Raw genomic sequence first — 18,010 nt, forward strand, 5'->3', positions numbered from 1 at the left:
CCCGTTTCAGGTCGTGGGATGGATCCGGGACGGATCAGGGCGTCGAAAGCCGGCCCGACGACGAGAGCGGCGTGTCAGGAGCAGCGGGAAGTACGTGTGCGGGTGTACGGGGAAGGGCGGAACGGGCGGAACGGGTGGGCGCGCGCCGAGCGGGGACTCAGACGCCGAGGGCGGGGAAGACCACGGCGTCGACGAACTCTCCGAGGAAGGCCCGGTCCACGGACCGGTCCTCGATCAGCGGGAGGGCGATGAACGCCCCGATGAGCATGTGCGGAACGAAGTCCAGCGCCGGACAGTCCGGCCGGATCTCGCCCCGCGCCACCGCGCGCCGGAGCATCTCCTGGAGACCGTTGATCTCCGGGTCCACCAGCAGGTCGCGCAGCGCCCTGTGGAGCTCCGGGCTCTCGTGCACGGCATGGGCCAGACCCCGCATGAGCGCGGTGTCCTTGGCCATCTGCGCGTCGTCCGAACGCTCGACCATGAGCGCGAAGTCGCCGCGCAGGGTGCCCGTGTCGATCTCCCGCAGGGAGACCGGCTGGGTGCACCGCATCGCCTGGGCGACCAGCTCCGGCTTGCTCCCCCACTGGCGGTAGAGGGTGGCCTTGCTGGACTTCGTACGGGCGGCGACCGCGTCCATGGTCAGCGCCTCGTAGCCGACCTCGCGCAGGAGGTCGAGGACCGCCCCGTGGAGTTCGGCCTCGCGTTCGGGGGTGATCCGGCTGCGCCGAACCGACATGGCGTCGGCCACCCGGCAGCTTCCCTTCATCACGACCACCCATCCGAACGAAACCGTTTCGTACTCCACGAAGCCTACCCCCCTCCCTAACGAAACGAAACCGTTCCGTTTCGATGGGGGAGTGAGGTGGATCACCTGTACGAGTTGCCGCACCCCCCTGCCGCGGAAAGCATTGGGGGGTGAGTCACGACGTCGCGTACCTCCGCTTCCCGCACCTGCACGACGATCTGCTGTGTTTCGCCACCGAGGACGACCTCTGGGTCGCCCCCCTGGTCCCCGACGGCCGCAGCCCCGGCCGCGCCTGGCGGATCACCGTCGACCGGACCAGGGTCGGCCATCCCCGCTTCTCCCCGGACGGAGGGCACATCGCCTTCACGACCTGGCGCAGCCTCGACCCCGAGATCCACCTCGCCCCCGTCGGCGGCGGACCCGCCCGCCGCCTCACCCACTGGGGTGCCACCGACACCCGCGTCTGCGGCTGGACCCCGCCCGACGAGGAGGGCCGCAGCGACATCCTGGCCGTGTCCTCCCACGGCCAGCCCTTCTCCTACTTCGCCTGGGCCTACAGCCTGCCCACCGACGGCAGCCCCGGCGGCCGCCTCCCCTGGGGTCCCGTCTCCGACATCGCCGTCCACGCCCCCGACGGCCCCGGCGGCGAACGCCGCAGCCTGCTCCTCACCGGAAAACCCCCGCACGAGCCCGCCGCCTGGAAGCGCTACCGCGGCGGCGCCACCGGACGCCTGTGGCTGCACGGACAACGGCTGCTGGAGGACATCGAGGGCCACCTCGACTCGCCCATGTTCGTCAACGGCCGCATCGCCTTCCTCTCCGACCACGAGGGCATCGGCAACCTCTACTCCTGCCTCCCCGACGGCACCGGCCTGCGCCGCCACACCGACCACGACGCGTTCTACGCCCGGCACGCCTCCAGCGACGGCACCCGCGTCGTCTACCAGTGCGCGGGCGACCTCTGGCTCGTCGACTCCCTCGACGCCGACAGCACGCCCCGCCGGCTGGACGTCCGCCTCGGCGGCCCGCGCGCCGGCCGGCGCGTCTACCAGGTCCCGGCCGCCAGCAACGTCGACTCCCTCTCCGTCGACGCCACCGGCCGCGCCAGCGCCGTCGTCGTGCGCGGCAGCCTGTACTGGCTCACCCACCGCGACGGCCCGGCCCGCACCATCGCCGACACCCCGGGCGTACGGGTCCGGCTGCCCGAGATGCTCGGCAGCGGCGGACAGGTCGCCTACGTCACCGACGCCGAGGGCGAGGACGCGATCGAGATCGCCTACCTCCCCCGCGCCTCCGGGGAACGCGAACCCCGCCGGCTGGCCTCCGGCGAGCTGGGCCGCGTACTGGAACTGCTGTCCGACCCGGACGGGGAGCGCCTCGCCATCGCCTCGAACGACGGACGGCTGCTGCTCCTCGACGCGACGGAGGAGTCCAACGGGGAGGTCACCGAACTCATCCGGTCCATCAACGGACCCGTCACCGACCTCGCCTTCTCCCCCGACGGCTGCTGGCTGACCTGGTCGCACCCCGGCATCGGCCGCTCCCTGCGGCAGATCAAGATGGCGAAGATCGCCGGACCCGGCCCGCGCGCGATCGTCGACGTCACCAACGGCCGCTTCGAGGACGAGAACCCGATCTTCACCCGCGACGGCCGCTACCTCGCCTTCCTGTCCTGGCGCGGCTTCGACCCCGTCTACGACGTCCACACCGGCGACCTGTCCTTCCCCCTGGGCTGCCGCCCCTACCTGGTGCCGCTCTCCTCGGCCACCCCCTCCCCCTTCGCCCTCTCCGCCGACGGCCGCCCCGCCGCGGGCGGGCTCGACCCCGTCGAGGGGGAGAGCGGCGAGGGCGACGGCTCGGTGACCGTGGAGGTCGAGGGCCTGGAGAGCCGGGTCACCCCCTTCCCCGTGAGCGCGTCGAAGTACTCGGCCCTCCACCCGGTGCACGGCGGCGGACTGGTCTGGCTGCGCTGGCCCATCTCGGGCGCGCTCGGCGAGACCTTCGCCAACCCGGCCGACACCAGCGGCAAGCCGACCCTGGAGCACTTCGACATCACCAAGGCGCGCAAGAGCGAACTGGCCTCCGGACTGGACTGGTTCGCGGCCAGCGGCGACGGCACCCGCCTCGTCGTCAACGACGACGGCGACCTGCGCGCGGTCCCCGCCACCGAATCCGGCGACGGCGACTCCACCGTCTACCTCGACCTGCGGCGCATCCTGCACGAGGTGGACCCGGCCGCCGAGTGGCGCCAGGCCTTCGAGGAGGCCGGCCGGCTCATCCGCGCGTACTTCTGGGAACCGGACATGTGCGGCATCGACTGGGACGGGGTACTGCGCCAGTACCGCCCCCTGGTCGAACGGGTCGCCTCCCCCGACGAGTTCGCCGACCTGCTGCGCGAGGTCCTCGGCGAACTCGGCACCTCCCACGCCTACGTCTCCCCCGCACGCCGCAACGAGGGCCCGCCGCACTACCAGCGGCCCATCGGACTCCTCGGCGCCAACCTGGTCTGCCGGGACGGGACCTGGGCCGTCTCGCGAATCCTGCCCGGCGAGTCCTCCGACTCCAAGGCCCGCTCCCCGCTCGCCGGAACGGGCATCCGCGAGGGCGCCGTCCTCACCCACGTCGACGGCCGGCCCGTGGACCCCGTGGCCGGCCCCTACCCGCTGCTCGCGGCGGCCGGGGGCACCACCGTCGAACTCACCTTCCAGCCCGCCGAGGGCGAGGGCCGGGCCCGCCGGGTCGCGATCGTCCCCCTCGTCGACGAACGGCCGCTGCGCTACCAGGACTGGGTCTCCAAACGGCGCGCCGTGGTCCGCGAGATCAGCGGGGGCCGCTGCGGCTACCTGCACATCCCCGACATGGGCGGCTCCGGCTGGGCCCAGTTCAACCGGGACCTGCGCCTGGAGGTCTCCCGGCCCGCCCTGATCGTCGACGTCCGCGGCAACGCGGGCGGGCACATCAGCGAACTGGTGGTGGAGAAGCTCACCCGCTCCATCCTCGGCTGGGACCTGACCCGCAACGCCCAGCCCGTCTCCTACGCCTCCAACGCACCCCGCGGCCCGATCGTCGCCCTCGCCGACGAGGCGACCTCCTCCGACGGGGACATGATCACCGCGGCCTTCAAACTGCTGGGCCTGGGCCCGGTGGTGGGCCAACGCACCTGGGGCGGGGTCGTCGGCATGACCGGCCGGCACACCCTGGGCGACGGCACCGTCATCACCGTGCCGATGAACGCCGCGTGGTTCCCGGAGTACGGCTGGTCGGTGGAGAACCACGGCGTGGAGCCGGACCTGGCGATCCTGCGCACCCCGCTCGACTGGGCGGAGGGGCGGTACGCGCAGCTGGACGACGCAGTGCACCTGGCGCTGGAACTGCTGGAGCAGGACCCGGCCGCGGTACCGCCCGGGTACGCGGACGTACCGGACCTGCGGCGGCCGAAACTGCCGCCCCGGTAACCGGCGGGACGCACGAAGGGGGCGCGACCCGGCGACGGTGCCGGATCGCGCCCCTTCGTACGTCCTCGTACGTCCTCGTACTTCTTCGTACGCCTTCGTACGCCTTCGTGCGCCGGTTCAGATGTCCCAGTTGTCGTCGAGCTCGTCGTGCACCTTGGGCGCCTTCTGCTTGGCACCGGGCTTCTTCCCGCCGGGCTGCTGCCCGCGCTCGGGCGACGGGTCCTTCGCACCGGGCCGGGCCGCCTTCTGCGCCCTGCTCTCGAGCTCGTCCGCCTTGTCCTGGAACTGGTCCTTGATAGCCATGCTCTTCACTCCATGAGGGGTGTCGGTGGTGGGCCTCGCCCAGACTTTCACGGGCGGACATCCCTCGCATTTCGATCAGTGACGCTGCGTGCGCGCCTGCTCGTCGGCGGCCCCGCCCGCACCCACGAGCCCCTTGGAGACCGAGGCGAGCCTCGGTGCGAACCGCCTCATCTCGCGCGCTCCGGACGCCGCGATGATCCCGGGCAGGTAGCCGCGCACGCCCTGCATCCCGCGCAGCCACCCCTGCGCGTACACGTGCGCCGAGCGGCGCTCGATGCCGGCCACGATCCGGTCGACGGCCGGGCCCAGCGGGTAGGTGCGGTTGGCGGGCCACGGCAGCCGCCGGCGCAGTTCCCGCATGACCTCGTTCTCGTCGGCGCCGCGGACCATGTCGGTGTCGGTCCAGGACAGGTAGCCGACGCCCACCTTGACGCCCTGGTAGCCGACTTCGGCGCGCAGGCAGTGGGCGAAGGCCTCGACCCCGGACTTGGAGGCGCAGTACGCCGTCATCATCGGCGCCGGGGTGATCGCGGCGAGCGAGGCGATCTGGAGGAAGTAGCCGCGGCTCTCCACGAGTACGGGGAGGAAGGCGCGGGCGGTGACGGCCCCGCCGATCAGGTTGACCTCGATCACACGGCGCCAGGCCTCGGGGTCGGAGTCGGCGAACGGCCCGCCGGCGGCGACGCCCGCGTTGGCGACGACGACGTCCACCTTCCCGAAGCGCTCCTTGACCTCCCGCGCCACCCGGGCCATCGCCTCGTGGTCGGTGACGTCGGCGTACCAGTGGTCGCTGTCGGTGTGCAGCCGCTCGGAGACCTCCTTGAGCGCCTCCGGCTCCAGCCCGACCAGCGCCACCTTCGCCCCGCGCGCGGACAGCTTGCGGGCGAGCAGCTCACCGACGCCGCGGGCGGCTCCGGTGACGACGGCGACCTGGCCTTCCAGACTCCTGTGAGCGCTCACGCGGTCTTCTCCTTCTCGGTTTCCAGGTAGCGGGACGTCAGTTCGCGGATCGCGCCGGTCACGGCCTCGGGCGCCTCGACCGGGGTCATGTGGCCCATGCCGGTGAGTTCGGTCAGGCCGACGCACCTCGGCAGCGCGGCCGCCAGCCCGCGGGCGTGCGCCACCGGGGTGAGCCGGTCGTCGCGGCCGGCGAGCACGGCGGTGGGCAGGGTCAGCCGGGCGAGCCCCTCGTCCAGGTCCAGGCCGGCCAGCACCACCGACCAGGCGTGGCGCACCGCCGTGGGGCAGCCGTGGACGATACGGGCACAGGCCTCGACCCGGTCCGGCGCGGAGCCGGGGCCCATGGTCGCGTACCGGAGCACGGCGCGCGCGGCGGGCGTGACGGGCCCGAGGGGGGCGCGCGAGCCCAGCACCGCGCGGGTCAGCCGGGTCCGCAGGCGCCCGGGGGGCAGCGGCAGCACGGTGGACCCCTCGACCAGCCCGGAACTCCCGGTGCTGCACAGCAGGGCGGCCGCGGCGTGCTCGGCGAACTCGGGGCGGCCGGCGGAGGCCATCACGGTCATGCCGCCCATGGAGTGCCCCGCGACGACGGCCCGCTCGCCGGGGGCGAGGGTCGCCTTCAGCACGGCGACGAGGTCGTCGGCGAGGGCGGTGGTGCTGTACGTCTTCGCTCCGGCCGGGCTGCGGCCGTGGCCGCGCTGGTCGTAGACGACGACCCGGTGGTCCCGGGCCAGTTCGCGTATCTGGGCGGCCCAGAAGGCGGTGGAGCAGGTCCAGCCGTGGGACAGCACCACGGCCGGGGCCCCTTCGGCGCCGTGCACCTCGACGTGCAGGCGCGCCCCGTCGGCGGAGACGGCGTTCAGGGTGCGGGCCGGGGCGGGGGGCGCGTACCGCCCGGCGGTGACGTGCGCGGGCCCGCTCATGCCGCCGCCTCCCCGGCACCGGCCTTCGCGGAACCGGCCTTCGCGGAACCGGCCTTCGCGGCGGCGGTCTTCGCGGCGGCGTCTCCGGGCCCGGCCTTCGCGGAGCCGGCCTCACCGGCACCGGCCTCCCCGGCGCCGGCCTTCGCGGACACCCGCTCCCGGCCGCGGATGACCTCGTACTCGGACAGGTCGACGCTCCGCGTCTCCTTGCGGAACTCGCCCGTCGTCCCCGGCCAGACGGTGGTGTTGCGGCCCTGCGCGTCCAGGTACCAGCTCGTGCAGCCGCCGGTGTTCCACACCGTCCGCTCCATCCGTGCCTGGACGCGCCGGTTCCACTGGTTGACCGCGGACGGCCGGGCCGCGAGCGCGGTCCGCCCGCCCAGGACGCCGAGCTGGCGCATGTAGTCCGCCATGTAGTTCAGCTGCGACTCGATCATCAGGATCATCGAGCTGTTCCCGAGGCCCGTGTTGGGCCCGATGATCGTCATCCAGTTCGGGAAGCCGGCGGCGGTCGCCCCGCGCAGCGCCTGCATCCCGTCCTTCCAGGCGTCGGCCAGCGTCTTCCCTTCGGCGCCCACCACCCGGTCGGCGATCGGCATGTCCGTCACGTGGAAGCCGGTGCCGAAGATGATCGCGTCGACCTCGGTCTCGGTCCCGTCCGCGGCGACGAGCACCGAGCCCCGGATCTCCTTCAGCCCGGAGGCGACCAGGTCCACGTCCGGCCGGGCGAGCGCCGGATAGTACTCGCTGGAGAGCAGGATCCGCTTGCAGCCGATCCGGTACGAGGGCGTCAGCCTGGCCCGCAGCTGCGGATCCTTGATCGAGCGCGCCATGTTGGCCTTGGCCAGGGACTCGATCAGCCCGAGCTGGTTCGGCCGCTTGGTGAACGCGCTGACCTGGAGCTCACGGATCCCCCACAGCAGCCCGCGCCGCGCCGCCCGGGTGAAGGGGAGCTGGCGGTGGAGCCAGCGCTCCACCGCGCTGATCGCCCGGTCGGTGCGCGGCATCACCCACGGTGGGGTCCGCTGGAAGAGGGTGAGCCGCTCCACCTCGGGCGCGATGGCGGGCACGATCTGGATGGCCGAGGCGCCGGTCCCGATCATGGCGACGCGCTTGCCCCGCAGGTCGTAGTCGTGGTCCCAGCGGGCCGAGTGGAAGACCTTGCCGGGGAACTCCGCGAGTCCCGGTATCTCCGGCATCTTCGGGTCGGACAGCGGCCCGGTGGCCGAGACGACGACGTCGGCCGTCAGGTCCCCGCCGGCGGTCTCGATCTCCCAGCGCAGCTCGTCGGCGTCCCAGCGCATCATCCGGACCTCGTGGTTCAGCCGGATGTGCCGGCGCAGTCCGAAGACGTCCGCGACGTGTTCCAGGTACTCCCGGATCGCCGGCTGCCCGGAGAAGGTCCGCGGCCAGTCGGGATTGGGCGCGAAGGAGAAGGAGTACAGGTGGGACGGGACGTCGCAGGCGCATCCCGGATAGCTGTTGTCGCGCCAGGTGCCGCCGACGGAGTCGGCCCGCTCCAGGACGACGAAGTCCGTGATCCCCTCGCGCCGCAGCCGTACGGCTGCCCCGAGCCCGCCGAAACCGGACCCGATCACCGCCACCCGTACGTGCTCGCGTCCGCCCATGCCGTCGATGCCGCCCATGCCCGCCGCCTTCCGCTTCCGCAGTCCCAGCCACCACACCGCAACACTGCCAGCAATCACTGGCACAATCGGGAGGGTAGAGCAGCCCCGTACCCATGGGTAGGGGTCGCACCCGGAAAGTTACTGCGGGTACGCCCTAGGCTGCGCGTGTGGCGGAGAACCCTATGGCCGAGTCAGGGAGCACAGTGCGCGAATACCGGACGGAGGAACTGGCCGAGGCGGCCGGCATACCCGTCCGCACCCTGCGCTTCTACCGCGAGCGCAAACTGCTCCCGCCCCCGCGCCGCGAGGGCCGGATCGCCTGGTACGACGACCAGCACCTGGCCCGGCTGCGCACCATCGCCGCCCTGCTGGAGCGCGGTCACACCCTCGGCGGCATAGCGGAGCTGACCGCCGCCTTCGAGCAGGGCCGCGACGTCGGCCAGCTCGGCGAGCTGCTCGGCATCGGCTGGTCGGAGGAGACCCCTGTCCGGCTGACCCCCGAGGCCCTGGCCGACTACTTCGAGGGCGAGGTCACCCCGGAGAACCTCGCCGCGTCCCTGGACCTCGGCTACGTCGCCGCCGACGGCGAGGAGATCGTGCACGTCAGCCGCCGCCTGCTGGACGTCTCCTCGGCGCTGGTCCGCGAGGGCGTCCCGCTCGCGGCCGTCCTGGAGACGGGCCGCCGGGTGCGCGAGCACGCGGACGCCCTGGCGGCCCTGTTCACCGACCTGATCTCCACCCACCTCGGCGACGGCACCGGCACCGGCACCGCCGACGACCCGGTCACACGCCTGCGCCCGCTGGCGAAGAGCGTGGTGGAGGCGGAACTCACGATGGCGATGGACCGCCTGCACCAGCGCCGGACCCCGGCCCCGGCCCCTCAGACGCCGAGTTCGTAGACCACGGTCACGGGCGCGTGGTCGGACCAGCGCTCGGGGTGCGTCTCGGCCCGCTCGACGAAGGCCTTCACGGCCTTGCCGGCCAGCCCCGGGGTCGCGACCTGCAGGTCGATGCGCCAGCCGGCGTCGTTGTCGAAGGCCCGCCCGCGGTAGGACCACCAGGAGTACGGCCCCTCGGCGTCCGGGTGCAGGGCGCGCACCACGTCCACGTACCCGGCCTCCGCGTACACCTTTCCGAGCCACTCCCGCTCCTCGGGCAGGAAGCCCGCGTTCTTCCGGTTCGTCTTCCAGTTCTTGAGGTCGGCCTCCCGGTGGCAGATGTTCCAGTCACCGCACACCACGACCTCCCGCCCGTCGGCGGCCGCCCGCTCCCTCAGCCCCGGGAGGTAGGGGAGGAACTCCTCCATGAACCGGTACTTCTCGTCCTGCTTCTCGGTCCCGGCCTCCCCGGAGGGCAGGTACAGGCTCGCCACGGTCACGCCGGGGAGATCGATCTCCAGGTACCGGCCGCTGCCGTCGAACTCGCCGCTCCCGAAGCCGACCCGCACCCGCTCCGGCGCCCGCCGCGTGTACAGCGCGACCCCGGCCCGGCCCTTGGCGGCGGCCGGCGCGAACACGGTGTGCCAGCCCTCGGGCTCCCTGACCCCGTCCGGAATCTGCCCCTCCTCGGCGCGTACCTCCTGGAGGCACACGACGTCGGCGTCGGATCCGGCGAGCCACTCCACGAAGCCCTTCTTGGCGGCGGCGCGGATCCCATTCACATTCACGGAGGTCACGGTGAGCATCCCTGCACCATAGCGGGATGGTTCCGTACGATATTCAAATGTCTCACGGTATAAACCTCCGCGCCGTGCCGTACGACCACGCGGACGCGGTCGAGCTCGATGCCCAGGTCCAGGTCGAGTACCGGACGCGCTACCAGGGCGAGGGCGACGCCACCTTCCTCGACCCGGCGATGTTCGTCCCGCCGATCGGTCTGTACCTCCTCGCCTACGACGCCTCGGACGCCCCGGTGGCGAGCGGTGGCTGGCGCCGCCAGGACCACAGTGACGAGGGTTACTCGGACGGCGACGCCGAGATCAAGCGCATGTACGTGGTCCCGCAGGCCCGGGGCACGGGCCTGGCCCGCCGCATCCTGGCGGAACTCGAAGCGGACGCCCGCGCGGCGGGCCGCACCCGCATGGTCCTCGAAACGGGCGACCAGCAGCCGGAGGCGATCGCGCTGTACCTCTCGTCGGGGTACTCCATGTCGGAGAAGTTCGGCTACTACCGCTTCCACGAGAACAGCCGCTGCATGACAAAGCCGCTGCTTCCCTGACGGGGACGCCCCCTCCGCCCCTCCGGCCCCGCCTGCGCTCGAAGTGCGGGGGCCCGGGGGGCCGGGGCCCGGGGTCGCTACCGGCGGAGCCATTCGGCCGTGTCGGTCCCCCACCGCGAAGGCCCCCGCCCCCACTCCCCGAAGGGACTGGCGGCGTGTCGCAGCACCCCGTACCCGGACGCCGCCTCCCGCAGCCACGGCTCCGCCGTGTACCCCGCACCCCCGTCCCCGTCCCCGCCCTCGCCCTTCGGCACATCCCGGACCAGCCACGACGCCGTCCCCGCGAGGGAGAACCGCAGCAGCCGCCCACCGCCCTCCGCGAGCGCCCGCAGTACGCCGGCCGCCATCAGGTACCCCGTGCCGTGGTCCAGCGCCTGCGCCGGCAGCACCCCCGGCCGGCCGTCCTCGCCGCACGCGGCGGCGATCCCGTACCCGGCCTGAACCAGCGAGTCGAAGCCGCGCCGCGCCGCCCACGGCCCGTTCCACCCCCAGGCGCACAGCTCCGCCACCACCAGGCCGGGCCACCGGGCGAGCAGCTCCGCACCGCCCAGCCCGAACCGTTCCAGCGCCCCCGGCCGGTACCCGGACACCACCACGTCGGCCTCGCCGAGCAGCCCCTCCAGCACGGCCCGGCCGTCCGCCCGCGCGAGGTCCAGCAGCGCGGACCGCTTCCCGAACCCGGTGTCGGCGTACGCGTCGTCGGACTCGGGCAACCCGGGCGGGTCGATCCGCAGCACGTCCGCTCCGAGTACCCCGAGGGTCCGGGTGGCGACCGGTCCGGCGATGACCCGGGTCAGGTCGAGCACCCGTACCCCGGCCGCGGGCAGCGCCGCCGGCTCCAGTACCCGCCCGCGCCCGGAACTCCGTACGGTTTCCACCAGCGGCAGCGGCTCCCCGTACTCCCGCGCCACCGCGACGGCCAGCCCGCCCTCGGCATGGACCAGTTCCTGCACCTCCACGGCGCTCCGCGCCGCGAGCGCCCCGCGCACCGCCTCCGGGGCGGCGGGCACGCCCAGGGCCCGTACCAGGGCGGCTTCGTGGTGGGGGTAGTTGGCGTGGGTCCGCACCCATCCGTCGGTGGTCCGCCAGAACCCGGACAGCGGCGCGAAGGAGACCGGCGCCCGGCCGTCCACCCGCAGGTGCCTCTCACTGACGAACGCGGTCGCCACGGCCCCCTCGTCCACCACCACCGGCCCCGCGTCCCGGCCCGTGCCCCCGGCCCGTACGGCGCCCAGCTCCGCCGCCGCGAGCCCGCACACCCCCACGCAGGCCCGCGCCAACTCCCTTACCGGCAGGGGCCCCTCCCAGCCGCCGGACCCCCGGTACCGCACCCGCTCCGCCTCGCCGGCCACCCCGCCGAGCGCCACCCACGCCTGCCCTGTCGCACCGTCAAAACTCCGCATCCGGCCATTGTGGGCCCGGCGCGGGACGGAAGATCAGGGAAGCCGCCGCGAAACGCCCCGCCGGGCCGGCCACCCGCCCGCCCGGTGCGGGCGTTCGGCCGTCGACCAGCGTCACCGAAACCGCGTCCTCGCCAACGGGCCCACAAACGCCGAGATCCCGCCCGGTCTTCCGACCGGACGGGATCTCGTGACGTCCACGGGAGCAACCCGCGAACTGTCGTCTGTGGACCTGTGGGGATTTGAACCCCAGACCCCCTCGATGCGAACGAGGTGCGCTACCAGACTGCGCCACAGGCCCTTGCGACGTGTGAAACATTAGCATCCCCGGGCGGGTGCTCCAAAACGCGTTCCGCGCAGGTCACCCGCACCCCGTCACTCGTTGGCGGCGCGGGGCCGGTCCTCGCCCTCGTACTGGTCGAAGAGCGGGGTGCGGCCCCGGCCCTGGCCCCGGGGCCGGGGGGTGGACGGGGTCGTCTGGTCCGGGCCCGGGGCCGGCTTCGGGAGGGCCGGCTGGGCGCGCAGGCGCGGGTCGGTCGGCTCCGCGGTGCTGGAGCGGGTCGCGCTCCAGCCGTCGGGGGCCGTCGGCCCGGTGGCGCGGGGGGCGACGGGGGCGGTCACGTAGGTCGGCAGCGGGACCGGCACCGGCTCCCAGCTGTCCCCGCGCGCCGGTCCGCGCTCCCGCTCGCGCTGCTGGTCCACCCACTCGGCGTGGTCGGTCTGCTCGACGAGCGCACGCCGCCCGGCCTCCTGCGGGGAGACCGGCGGCGCGGGGTCCGGTTCGGCTCCGGCCTCGGGGGTCTCCTCGGCGGGCCGGCGGCGCAGGCGGCTCTCGCGCAGCTGGCGCGCGGCCGCCTCGGCGCGGCGCCGGTCCATCGTGAACTCGTAGCGCCGTCGCTCCTGGACCCGCAGGTGCACGATGTACGCGCTCAGCAGCAGGGCGGGCACGGCCGGGGCCCACAGATACCGCAGGCCGCCGACGGCGGCGGCGATCGCCCCGCCGCTGAAGGCGAGGAAGAGGAGTGCGGTGGTGCGCCGACGGCGCGCGAGCACCTGGAGGCGCTGCTGCCGGCGGACCCGCTCGGCCTCGCTCGTTCTCGGCTCGGTCCTGGTCGGGGACATGCCGAAGGCCCGGGCGTCGGCGTCCACGGAATTCACCGTTTCCGTCGCCGCTTCCGGGTCCGCGTGGGGCTCGGGTTCCGCCTGTTCCTCACCGCGCTCACGCAGCCCCTTGGCATAACGGCGCTCCATTCCCGCCCGGCCGGAAAGAAGCCGGATGGCAGTGGAGAAGCGTTCCGTCGGACGGGCTTCGTTCAGCTCGTCCTGCCTGCGGAGCCACATGGGCACCAAGTAGGCGGCCCAGGCCCCGACAATGACTGCGTAGATGAGGCCGCTGCTGCTCACACCCCACACCGTAGAGGGGCGCGGCCGAGGGGATCGGCCAATTGAGCCGGTGTGTCGCACGATCCGGCTGATATCACGGACTTTTTTTGTGATTCTTCGGATCAGGTTATGGGCGAATCGGCCAGAAATTCGAACGCTTTTGCGATTACCTGATTTCGGGCGGCCCGGACGACGACCCCTGCGGCGGCTTCCGCCGGCGGTGCCACCGGCGCACCAGTCCCTCCGGTACCTCCTCCGCCGTCAGCGCGAAGACCAGATGGTCCCGCCACGCGCCGTCGATGTGCAGGTAGCGCGGCCTCATCCCCTCCTCGCGGAAGCCGAGCTTCTCCACGACCCGCCGGCTCGGCACGTTCTCCGGCCGGATGCACACCTCGATCCGGTGCAGCCCGACCTTCCCGAAGCAGTGGTCGACGGCCAGCGCGACCGCCGTCGGCATGACCCCGCGGCCCGCCACGTCCCGGTCCACCCAGTAGCCCACATGGGCGGCGCACATCGACCCCCAGGTGATCCCGGCGACCGTCAGCTGCCCGACCAGCCGTCCCTGGTACTCGATGACGAACGGGAGCATCCGGCCCGCGTTGGCCTCCGCCCGCAGGTGGCGGACCATCTGCCGGTACGTCGGCCGCTGGATGACCGGCCCCCACGGCGCGGGCGGCGGGATCGTGGCCTCCCAGGGGCGCAGCCAGTCGCGGTTGCGCCGGTTGACCTCGCGCCAGGCGCGCTGGTCCCGCAGCTTTATCGGCCGGAGCGTGACATCGCCGTCCGTCAGCACCACCGGCCAGGTGGGGCCGTTCAGCTCGGGCTCCCCGGCGTCGGCGCGGGTCTGGGGTGGTCGCCGCCGCGGAGCTGGTCCACGGCGTGCGGCAGGATCCGGGCCAGGACCGCGAGGCCGTCGCGCACCCCGCCCGTGGAGCCGGGCAGGTTGACGATCAGGGTGTGGCCCGCCACGCCCGCCAGGCCCCGCGACAGGGCGGCGGTCGGCACCTTCTCCAGGCCCTCGGCACGGATGGCCTGCGGGATCCCCGGGACCTCGTAGTCCAGCACGCGCGCGGTGGCGTCCGGGGTCCGGTCGGTCGGGGAGATGCCGGTGCCGCCGGTGGTCAGGATGACGTCGTACCCGGCGGCCACGCCCTCGCGCAGCGCCAGCTCCACCGGGTCGCCGTCGGGGACGACGCGCGGGCCGTCCACGGCGAAGCCGAGCCGCTCCAGGGCCTCGGCGAGCAGGGGGCCGCCCCGGTCCTCGTACACGCCCCGGGAGGCGCGGTTCGAGGCGGTGACGACCAGCCCGCGCGGTGCGGGGGTCCCGGCGGCGGGCGGGACCGCCGTCTCGGGGGCGCCGGCCGCTTCGGCGTGGCTGTGGGTATGGCCGTGGCTGTGGCTATGGACCTCGCCGCCGCGGGGGGCGTTCACGCGCGGGTCCAGTCGCCGGACTTGCCGCCGGTCTTCTCCTCCACCCGGACGTCGGTGATGACCGCGCCCTTGTCGACGGCCTTCACCATGTCGATCACGGTGAGCCCGGCGACGGCGACCGCGGTCAGCGCCTCCATCTCGACGCCCGTACGGTCGGTGGTCTTGACGGTGGCGAGGATCTCCACGGCGTCGTCGGCGACCCTCAGGTCCACCGTCACCCCGGACACCGCCAGCGGATGGCACAGCGGGATCAGGTCCGGGGTCTTCTTGGCGCCCATGATCCCCGCGATCCGCGCGGTGGCGAGGGCGTCGCCCTTCGGCACGCCCTCGCCGCGCAGCAGCTCGATCACCCGGGGCGATACGAGGACGCGTCCGCTGGCCCGGGCCGTCCGGGTGGTCACGTCCTTCGCCGAAACGTCCACCATCCGGGCCGCGCCGGCCTCGTCGATGTGCGTCAGCCTGCTCTGCGTACTCATGTCTGCGTGCCACTCCCGCTCCGGGCCCCCTGAGCCCTGGGGCCTGTGTGGTGCAACACGCTACCCGCACCGGACGGTGCTCAGCCGAGCAGGATGACTTCCAGCTCGGCCCCCGGCTCCACCGAGGTGACGTCCTCCGGCACCACCATCAGCGAGTCGGCGTGCGCCAGTGCCGCGATCAGGTGGGAGCCCGATCCGCCGACCGGGCTGACCGTCCCGCTCCCGGGGTCGTAGGCGCCCCGCAGGAACTGGCGGCGGGCGGCCGGCGAGCCGATCGGCCGGTCGGCCTTGAGCACGGCGCGCACGCTCGGCCGGCTGACCTCGGACGCGGGCAGGCCCATCAGCGCGCGGATGGCGGGACGCACGAACAGCTCGAAGGAGACGTAGGAGGACACCGGGTTGCCGGGGAGGGCCAGCAGCGGGGTGTGGTCGGGGCCGACCGTGCCGAAGCCCTGCGGCTTGCCGGGCTGCATGGCGAGCTTGCGGAAGTCGACGCGTCCCGCCTCCACGGCCTCGTCGCCCGCCGAGACGGAGGTCAGCGCCTCCTTGACCACGTCGTACGCGCCGACGCTGACCCCGCCCGTGGTGACGAGGAGGTCGGCCCGGATCAGCTGGTCCTCGATGACGCCGCGCAGGGTCTCGGCGTCGTCGGCGACCGCGCCGACCCGGTAGGCGATGGCGCCGGCGTCGCGGGCGGCGGCGGCGAGGGCGAAGCTGTTGGAGTCGTAGATCGCCCCGGCGGCCAGCGCCTCACCCGGCTGGACCAGCTCGCTGCCGGTGGACAGGACCACCACCCGGGGGCGCGGGCGGACCCGTACGGTGCCGCGGCCGATGGCGGCCAGCAGGGCGATCTGCGGCGGGCCGAGGACGGTGCCGGCGGCCAGGGCCAGGTCACCGGCCTGTACGTCGCTCCCGCGCGAGCGCACGTGCGCCCGCGCCTCGGCGGCCCGGTGGACCCGCACCTCGCCGCCCGCGCCCTCGGGCGCGGCGCTGGCCGGGGTCATTCCGGCGGCGGCGCCGCCGCCCGTGCCGCCGTCGGTCCACTCGACCGGCACGACGGCCTCGGCGCCGGGCGGCAGCGGGGCTCCGGTCATGATGCGGGCGGCCTGTCCGGGGCCGACGGTGGGCAGTTCACCGCTGCCCGCCGCGACGTCGCCGATGACGGCGAGCACCGCGGGGAACTCCTCGCTCGCACCCTGGACGTCGGCCACACGGACGGCGTACCCGTCCATGGAGCTGTTGTCGAAGGGCGGGAGGGCGACGGGCACGGTGACGTCCTCGACCAGGACGCAGCCCTGGGCGTCGAGCAGCTGGAGCTCGATGGGCTCCAGCGGCCGGACGGTGGCGAGGACGTCCGCGAGGTGCTCGTCCACCGACCACAGGCGGTGCGGTGCGGTGTCCTGCGGTGCGGAACTGCTCACGTTCCTACATCTCCTCCGTGACGTAACGGTGAAGCCAGGTGCGGAACTCCGGGCCCAGGTCCTCACGTTCGCACGCGAGTCGCACGATGGCCCGCAGGTAGTCGCCGCGGTCCCCGGTGTCGTAGCGGCGGCCGCGGAAGACCACGCCGTGCACCGGGCCGCCCACGCTCTCGTCGGCGGCCAGCTTCTGCAGGGCGTCGGTGAGCTGGATCTCCCCGCCGCGGCCCGGCTCGGTCTCCCGCAGTATGCCGAAGATCGCGGGGTTGAGGACATACCGTCCGATGACCGCGAAGTTGCTGGGTGCCTCGGAGGCGTCCGGCTTCTCGACGAGTCCGGTGACGCGGACGACGTCCGGCTCGCCGGTCGCCTCGACGGCGGCGCAGCCGTAGAGGTGCACGCTGGACGGGTCGACCTCCATCAGCGCGATGACGGTGCCGCCGGTGCGCGCGTGGATGTCGACCATCTGGCGCAGGAGCGGGTCGCGCGGGTCGATGAGGTCGTCGCCGAGCAGGACGGCGAAGGGCTCGCTGCCGACGTGCGGCTCGGCGCACAGGACGGCGTGTCCCAGGCCGCGCGGGTCGCCCTGGCGGACGTAGTGCATGGTGGCCAGGTCGCTGGACTCCTGGACCTTCTTCAGCCGGTCGTCGTCGCCCTTGGCGATGAGGGCCGACTCCAGCTCGTAGTTGCGGTCGAAGTGGTCTTCGAGAGCCCGCTTGTTACGTCCTGTGATCATCAGGACGTCGTCCAGGCCGGCCGAGACGGCCTCCTCGACCACGTACTGGATGGCCGGCTTGTCCACGACCGGGAGCATTTCCTTCGGGGTCGCCTTGGTCGCCGGGAGGAACCGAGTGCCGAGGCCCGCGGCCGGGATGACGGCCTTCTTGATCACGGGGTGCGACTGAGTCATGGGCAGAACGATAGTGGGTCGCGCTGAACACCCGCCCAGATTCCGGTAATTATGTCCGGATATCCACCTATAGCAAAGGTATGTGACCTCATAGTGACGGTGCACCCGCCCGAGAAGGCCGCCCTCCGGCGACAACTGCTCGCCGCCCGCCGCGCCCTGTCCCCCGAGGCGCGGGGCACGGCCGCCCGCGCGCTCGCCCGCTCCGCCCTCGCCCTGCCCGAACTGGCCGGTGCGCGCACGGTGGCCGCGTACGTCTCGGTCGGCGCGGAACCCGGCACCCACGAGCTGCTCGACGCGCTGCGCGCGGCCGGCAAGCGGGTGCTGCTGCCCCTGCTGCTGCCCGACAACGACCTCGACTGGGCCGCCTACGAGGGGCCCGGGAGCCTCGCCGAGGCCGCGCACCCGGGGAAGATGCGCCTGCTGGAACCCTCCGGGCCGGCCCTCGGCCCCGAGGCCGTCACGGCCGCCGACGCCGTCCTGCTGCCCGGCCTGGCGGTCGACGGACGCGGGATGCGGCTCGGCCGCGGCGGCGGCTCCTACGACCGGGTGCTGGCCCGGCTGGAACGCGCGGGGGCGCACCCGGCGCTGGTGGTGCTCCTCTACGACGAAGAGGTGGTCGCGCGGGTCCCGGAGGAACCGCACGACCACCCCGTCCAGGCGGTCGCCACCCCGTCGGGGGTGGTGCGCTTCTGAGGCCTCGGCCCCGGGGCTCCGGCTCTCGGCCTTCCACCCCGGGCTCCGGCGTCACCGCCTCGGCGCTA

Annotated in this window: 17 protein-coding genes and 1 tRNA gene; 4 read left to right on the forward strand and 14 right to left on the reverse strand. The window is 73.6% G+C overall.

What is annotated here, in order from left to right; genetic code table 11:
- Positions 1-157: 157 nt before the first annotated feature.
- Positions 158-736: a TetR/AcrR family transcriptional regulator gene (locus ABZW32_RS27070; RefSeq protein ID WP_356220517.1), complete on the reverse strand. Its 579-nt coding sequence runs from the start codon at positions 734-736 to the stop codon at positions 158-160.
- A gap of 179 nt (positions 737-915) precedes the next feature.
- On the opposite strand from ABZW32_RS27070, the gene ABZW32_RS27075 reads away from it, so the two are divergent.
- Positions 916-4,200, forward strand: a complete 3,285-nt coding sequence (locus ABZW32_RS27075) for a S41 family peptidase (protein WP_356220443.1) — start codon at positions 916-918, stop codon at positions 4,198-4,200.
- A 117-nt stretch (positions 4,201-4,317) separates the two neighbouring features.
- Here the strand turns inward: ABZW32_RS27075 and ABZW32_RS27080 are convergent, their stop codons facing one another.
- From ABZW32_RS27080 to ABZW32_RS27095, 4 genes are all read right to left on the reverse strand, one after another.
- Positions 4,318-4,503 carry a hypothetical protein gene (locus ABZW32_RS27080; protein ID WP_356220446.1) on the reverse strand — a complete coding sequence of 62 codons (186 nt, stop codon included), beginning with the start codon at positions 4,501-4,503 and terminating at the stop codon, positions 4,318-4,320.
- Between the two features lie 75 nt (positions 4,504-4,578).
- The gene (locus tag ABZW32_RS27085; RefSeq protein ID WP_356220448.1) at positions 4,579-5,463 is read right to left on the reverse strand and encodes an SDR family oxidoreductase; all 885 of its coding nucleotides are present in this window, start codon (positions 5,461-5,463) and stop codon (positions 4,579-4,581) included.
- Positions 5,460-6,386, reverse strand: a complete 927-nt coding sequence (locus ABZW32_RS27090; RefSeq protein WP_356220450.1) for an alpha/beta hydrolase — start codon at positions 6,384-6,386, stop codon at positions 5,460-5,462. The genes ABZW32_RS27085 and ABZW32_RS27090 overlap by 4 nt, the downstream gene beginning before the upstream one ends.
- Positions 6,383-8,014 (reverse strand): NAD(P)/FAD-dependent oxidoreductase, encoded by a 1,632-nt coding sequence (locus ABZW32_RS27095; RefSeq protein WP_356220519.1) that lies wholly within the window; start codon positions 8,012-8,014, stop codon positions 6,383-6,385. Before ABZW32_RS27095 ends, ABZW32_RS27090 begins: the two co-directional genes overlap by 4 nt.
- A 182-nt stretch (positions 8,015-8,196) precedes the next feature.
- Between ABZW32_RS27095 and ABZW32_RS27100 the strand changes: the two genes are divergently transcribed.
- A complete protein-coding gene (locus tag ABZW32_RS27100; RefSeq protein ID WP_356220521.1) occupies positions 8,197-8,913 on the forward strand; it encodes a MerR family transcriptional regulator in 717 nt (238 codons plus the stop codon).
- On the opposite strand, the gene ABZW32_RS27105 is transcribed toward ABZW32_RS27100, so the two are convergent.
- Positions 8,895-9,698 (reverse strand): exodeoxyribonuclease III, encoded by an 804-nt coding sequence (locus ABZW32_RS27105; RefSeq protein WP_356220452.1) that lies wholly within the window; start codon positions 9,696-9,698, stop codon positions 8,895-8,897. The genes ABZW32_RS27100 and ABZW32_RS27105 overlap by 19 nt on opposite strands.
- Positions 9,699-9,736: 38 nt before the next feature.
- Here ABZW32_RS27105 and ABZW32_RS27110 point away from each other — a divergent pair, with 38 nt between their 5' ends.
- Entirely contained in the window at positions 9,737-10,231 is a 495-nt protein-coding gene (locus tag ABZW32_RS27110) for a GNAT family N-acetyltransferase (protein WP_356220455.1), read from the forward strand.
- A 77-nt stretch (positions 10,232-10,308) separates the two neighbouring features.
- Here the strand turns inward: ABZW32_RS27110 and ABZW32_RS27115 are convergent, their stop codons facing one another.
- The 8 genes from ABZW32_RS27115 to galU form a co-directional block, all read right to left on the reverse strand.
- Complete coding sequence (locus ABZW32_RS27115) at positions 10,309-11,634, reverse strand: CoA transferase (RefSeq protein ID WP_356220457.1); 1,326 nt, start codon at positions 11,632-11,634, stop codon at positions 10,309-10,311.
- Between the two features lie 224 nt (positions 11,635-11,858).
- Positions 11,859-11,932, reverse strand: a tRNA-Ala gene (locus tag ABZW32_RS27120).
- Positions 11,933-12,006: 74 nt separating this feature from the next.
- On the reverse strand, positions 12,007-13,035 hold the full coding sequence (locus ABZW32_RS27125) for a hypothetical protein (protein WP_356220458.1): 1,029 nt from the start codon (positions 13,033-13,035) through the stop codon (positions 12,007-12,009).
- 145 nt (positions 13,036-13,180) lie between these two features.
- Positions 13,181-13,810: a GNAT family protein gene (locus ABZW32_RS27130; RefSeq protein ID WP_356220460.1), complete on the reverse strand. Its 630-nt coding sequence runs from the start codon at positions 13,808-13,810 to the stop codon at positions 13,181-13,183.
- Positions 13,811-13,827: 17 nt separating this feature from the next.
- Entirely contained in the window at positions 13,828-14,319 is a 492-nt protein-coding gene (locus tag ABZW32_RS27135; RefSeq protein WP_266841709.1) for a MogA/MoaB family molybdenum cofactor biosynthesis protein, read from the reverse strand.
- 122 nt (positions 14,320-14,441) lie between these two features.
- The gene (gene moaC / locus ABZW32_RS27140; RefSeq protein WP_266839546.1) at positions 14,442-14,921 is read right to left on the reverse strand and encodes a cyclic pyranopterin monophosphate synthase MoaC; all 480 of its coding nucleotides are present in this window, start codon (positions 14,919-14,921) and stop codon (positions 14,442-14,444) included.
- An 80-nt stretch (positions 14,922-15,001) separates the two neighbouring features.
- Positions 15,002-16,342, reverse strand: coding sequence for a gephyrin-like molybdotransferase Glp (gene glp, locus ABZW32_RS27145; RefSeq protein WP_356220463.1), 1,341 nt, complete (start codon positions 16,340-16,342; stop codon positions 15,002-15,004).
- A gap of 4 nt (positions 16,343-16,346) precedes the next feature.
- Positions 16,347-17,249, reverse strand: coding sequence for a UTP--glucose-1-phosphate uridylyltransferase GalU (gene galU, locus ABZW32_RS27150; RefSeq protein WP_356220465.1), 903 nt, complete (start codon positions 17,247-17,249; stop codon positions 16,347-16,349).
- 51 nt (positions 17,250-17,300) lie between these two features.
- On the opposite strand from galU, the gene ABZW32_RS27155 reads away from it, so the two are divergent.
- Positions 17,301-17,942 carry a 5-formyltetrahydrofolate cyclo-ligase gene (locus ABZW32_RS27155; protein WP_356220468.1) on the forward strand — a complete coding sequence of 214 codons (642 nt, stop codon included), beginning with the start codon at positions 17,301-17,303 and terminating at the stop codon, positions 17,940-17,942.
- Positions 17,943-18,010 lie beyond the last annotated feature (68 nt).

It is taken from the genome of Streptomyces sp. NPDC004667 (genome assembly GCF_040609475.1).
Lineage (GTDB): Bacteria > Actinomycetota > Actinomycetes > Streptomycetales > Streptomycetaceae > Streptomyces.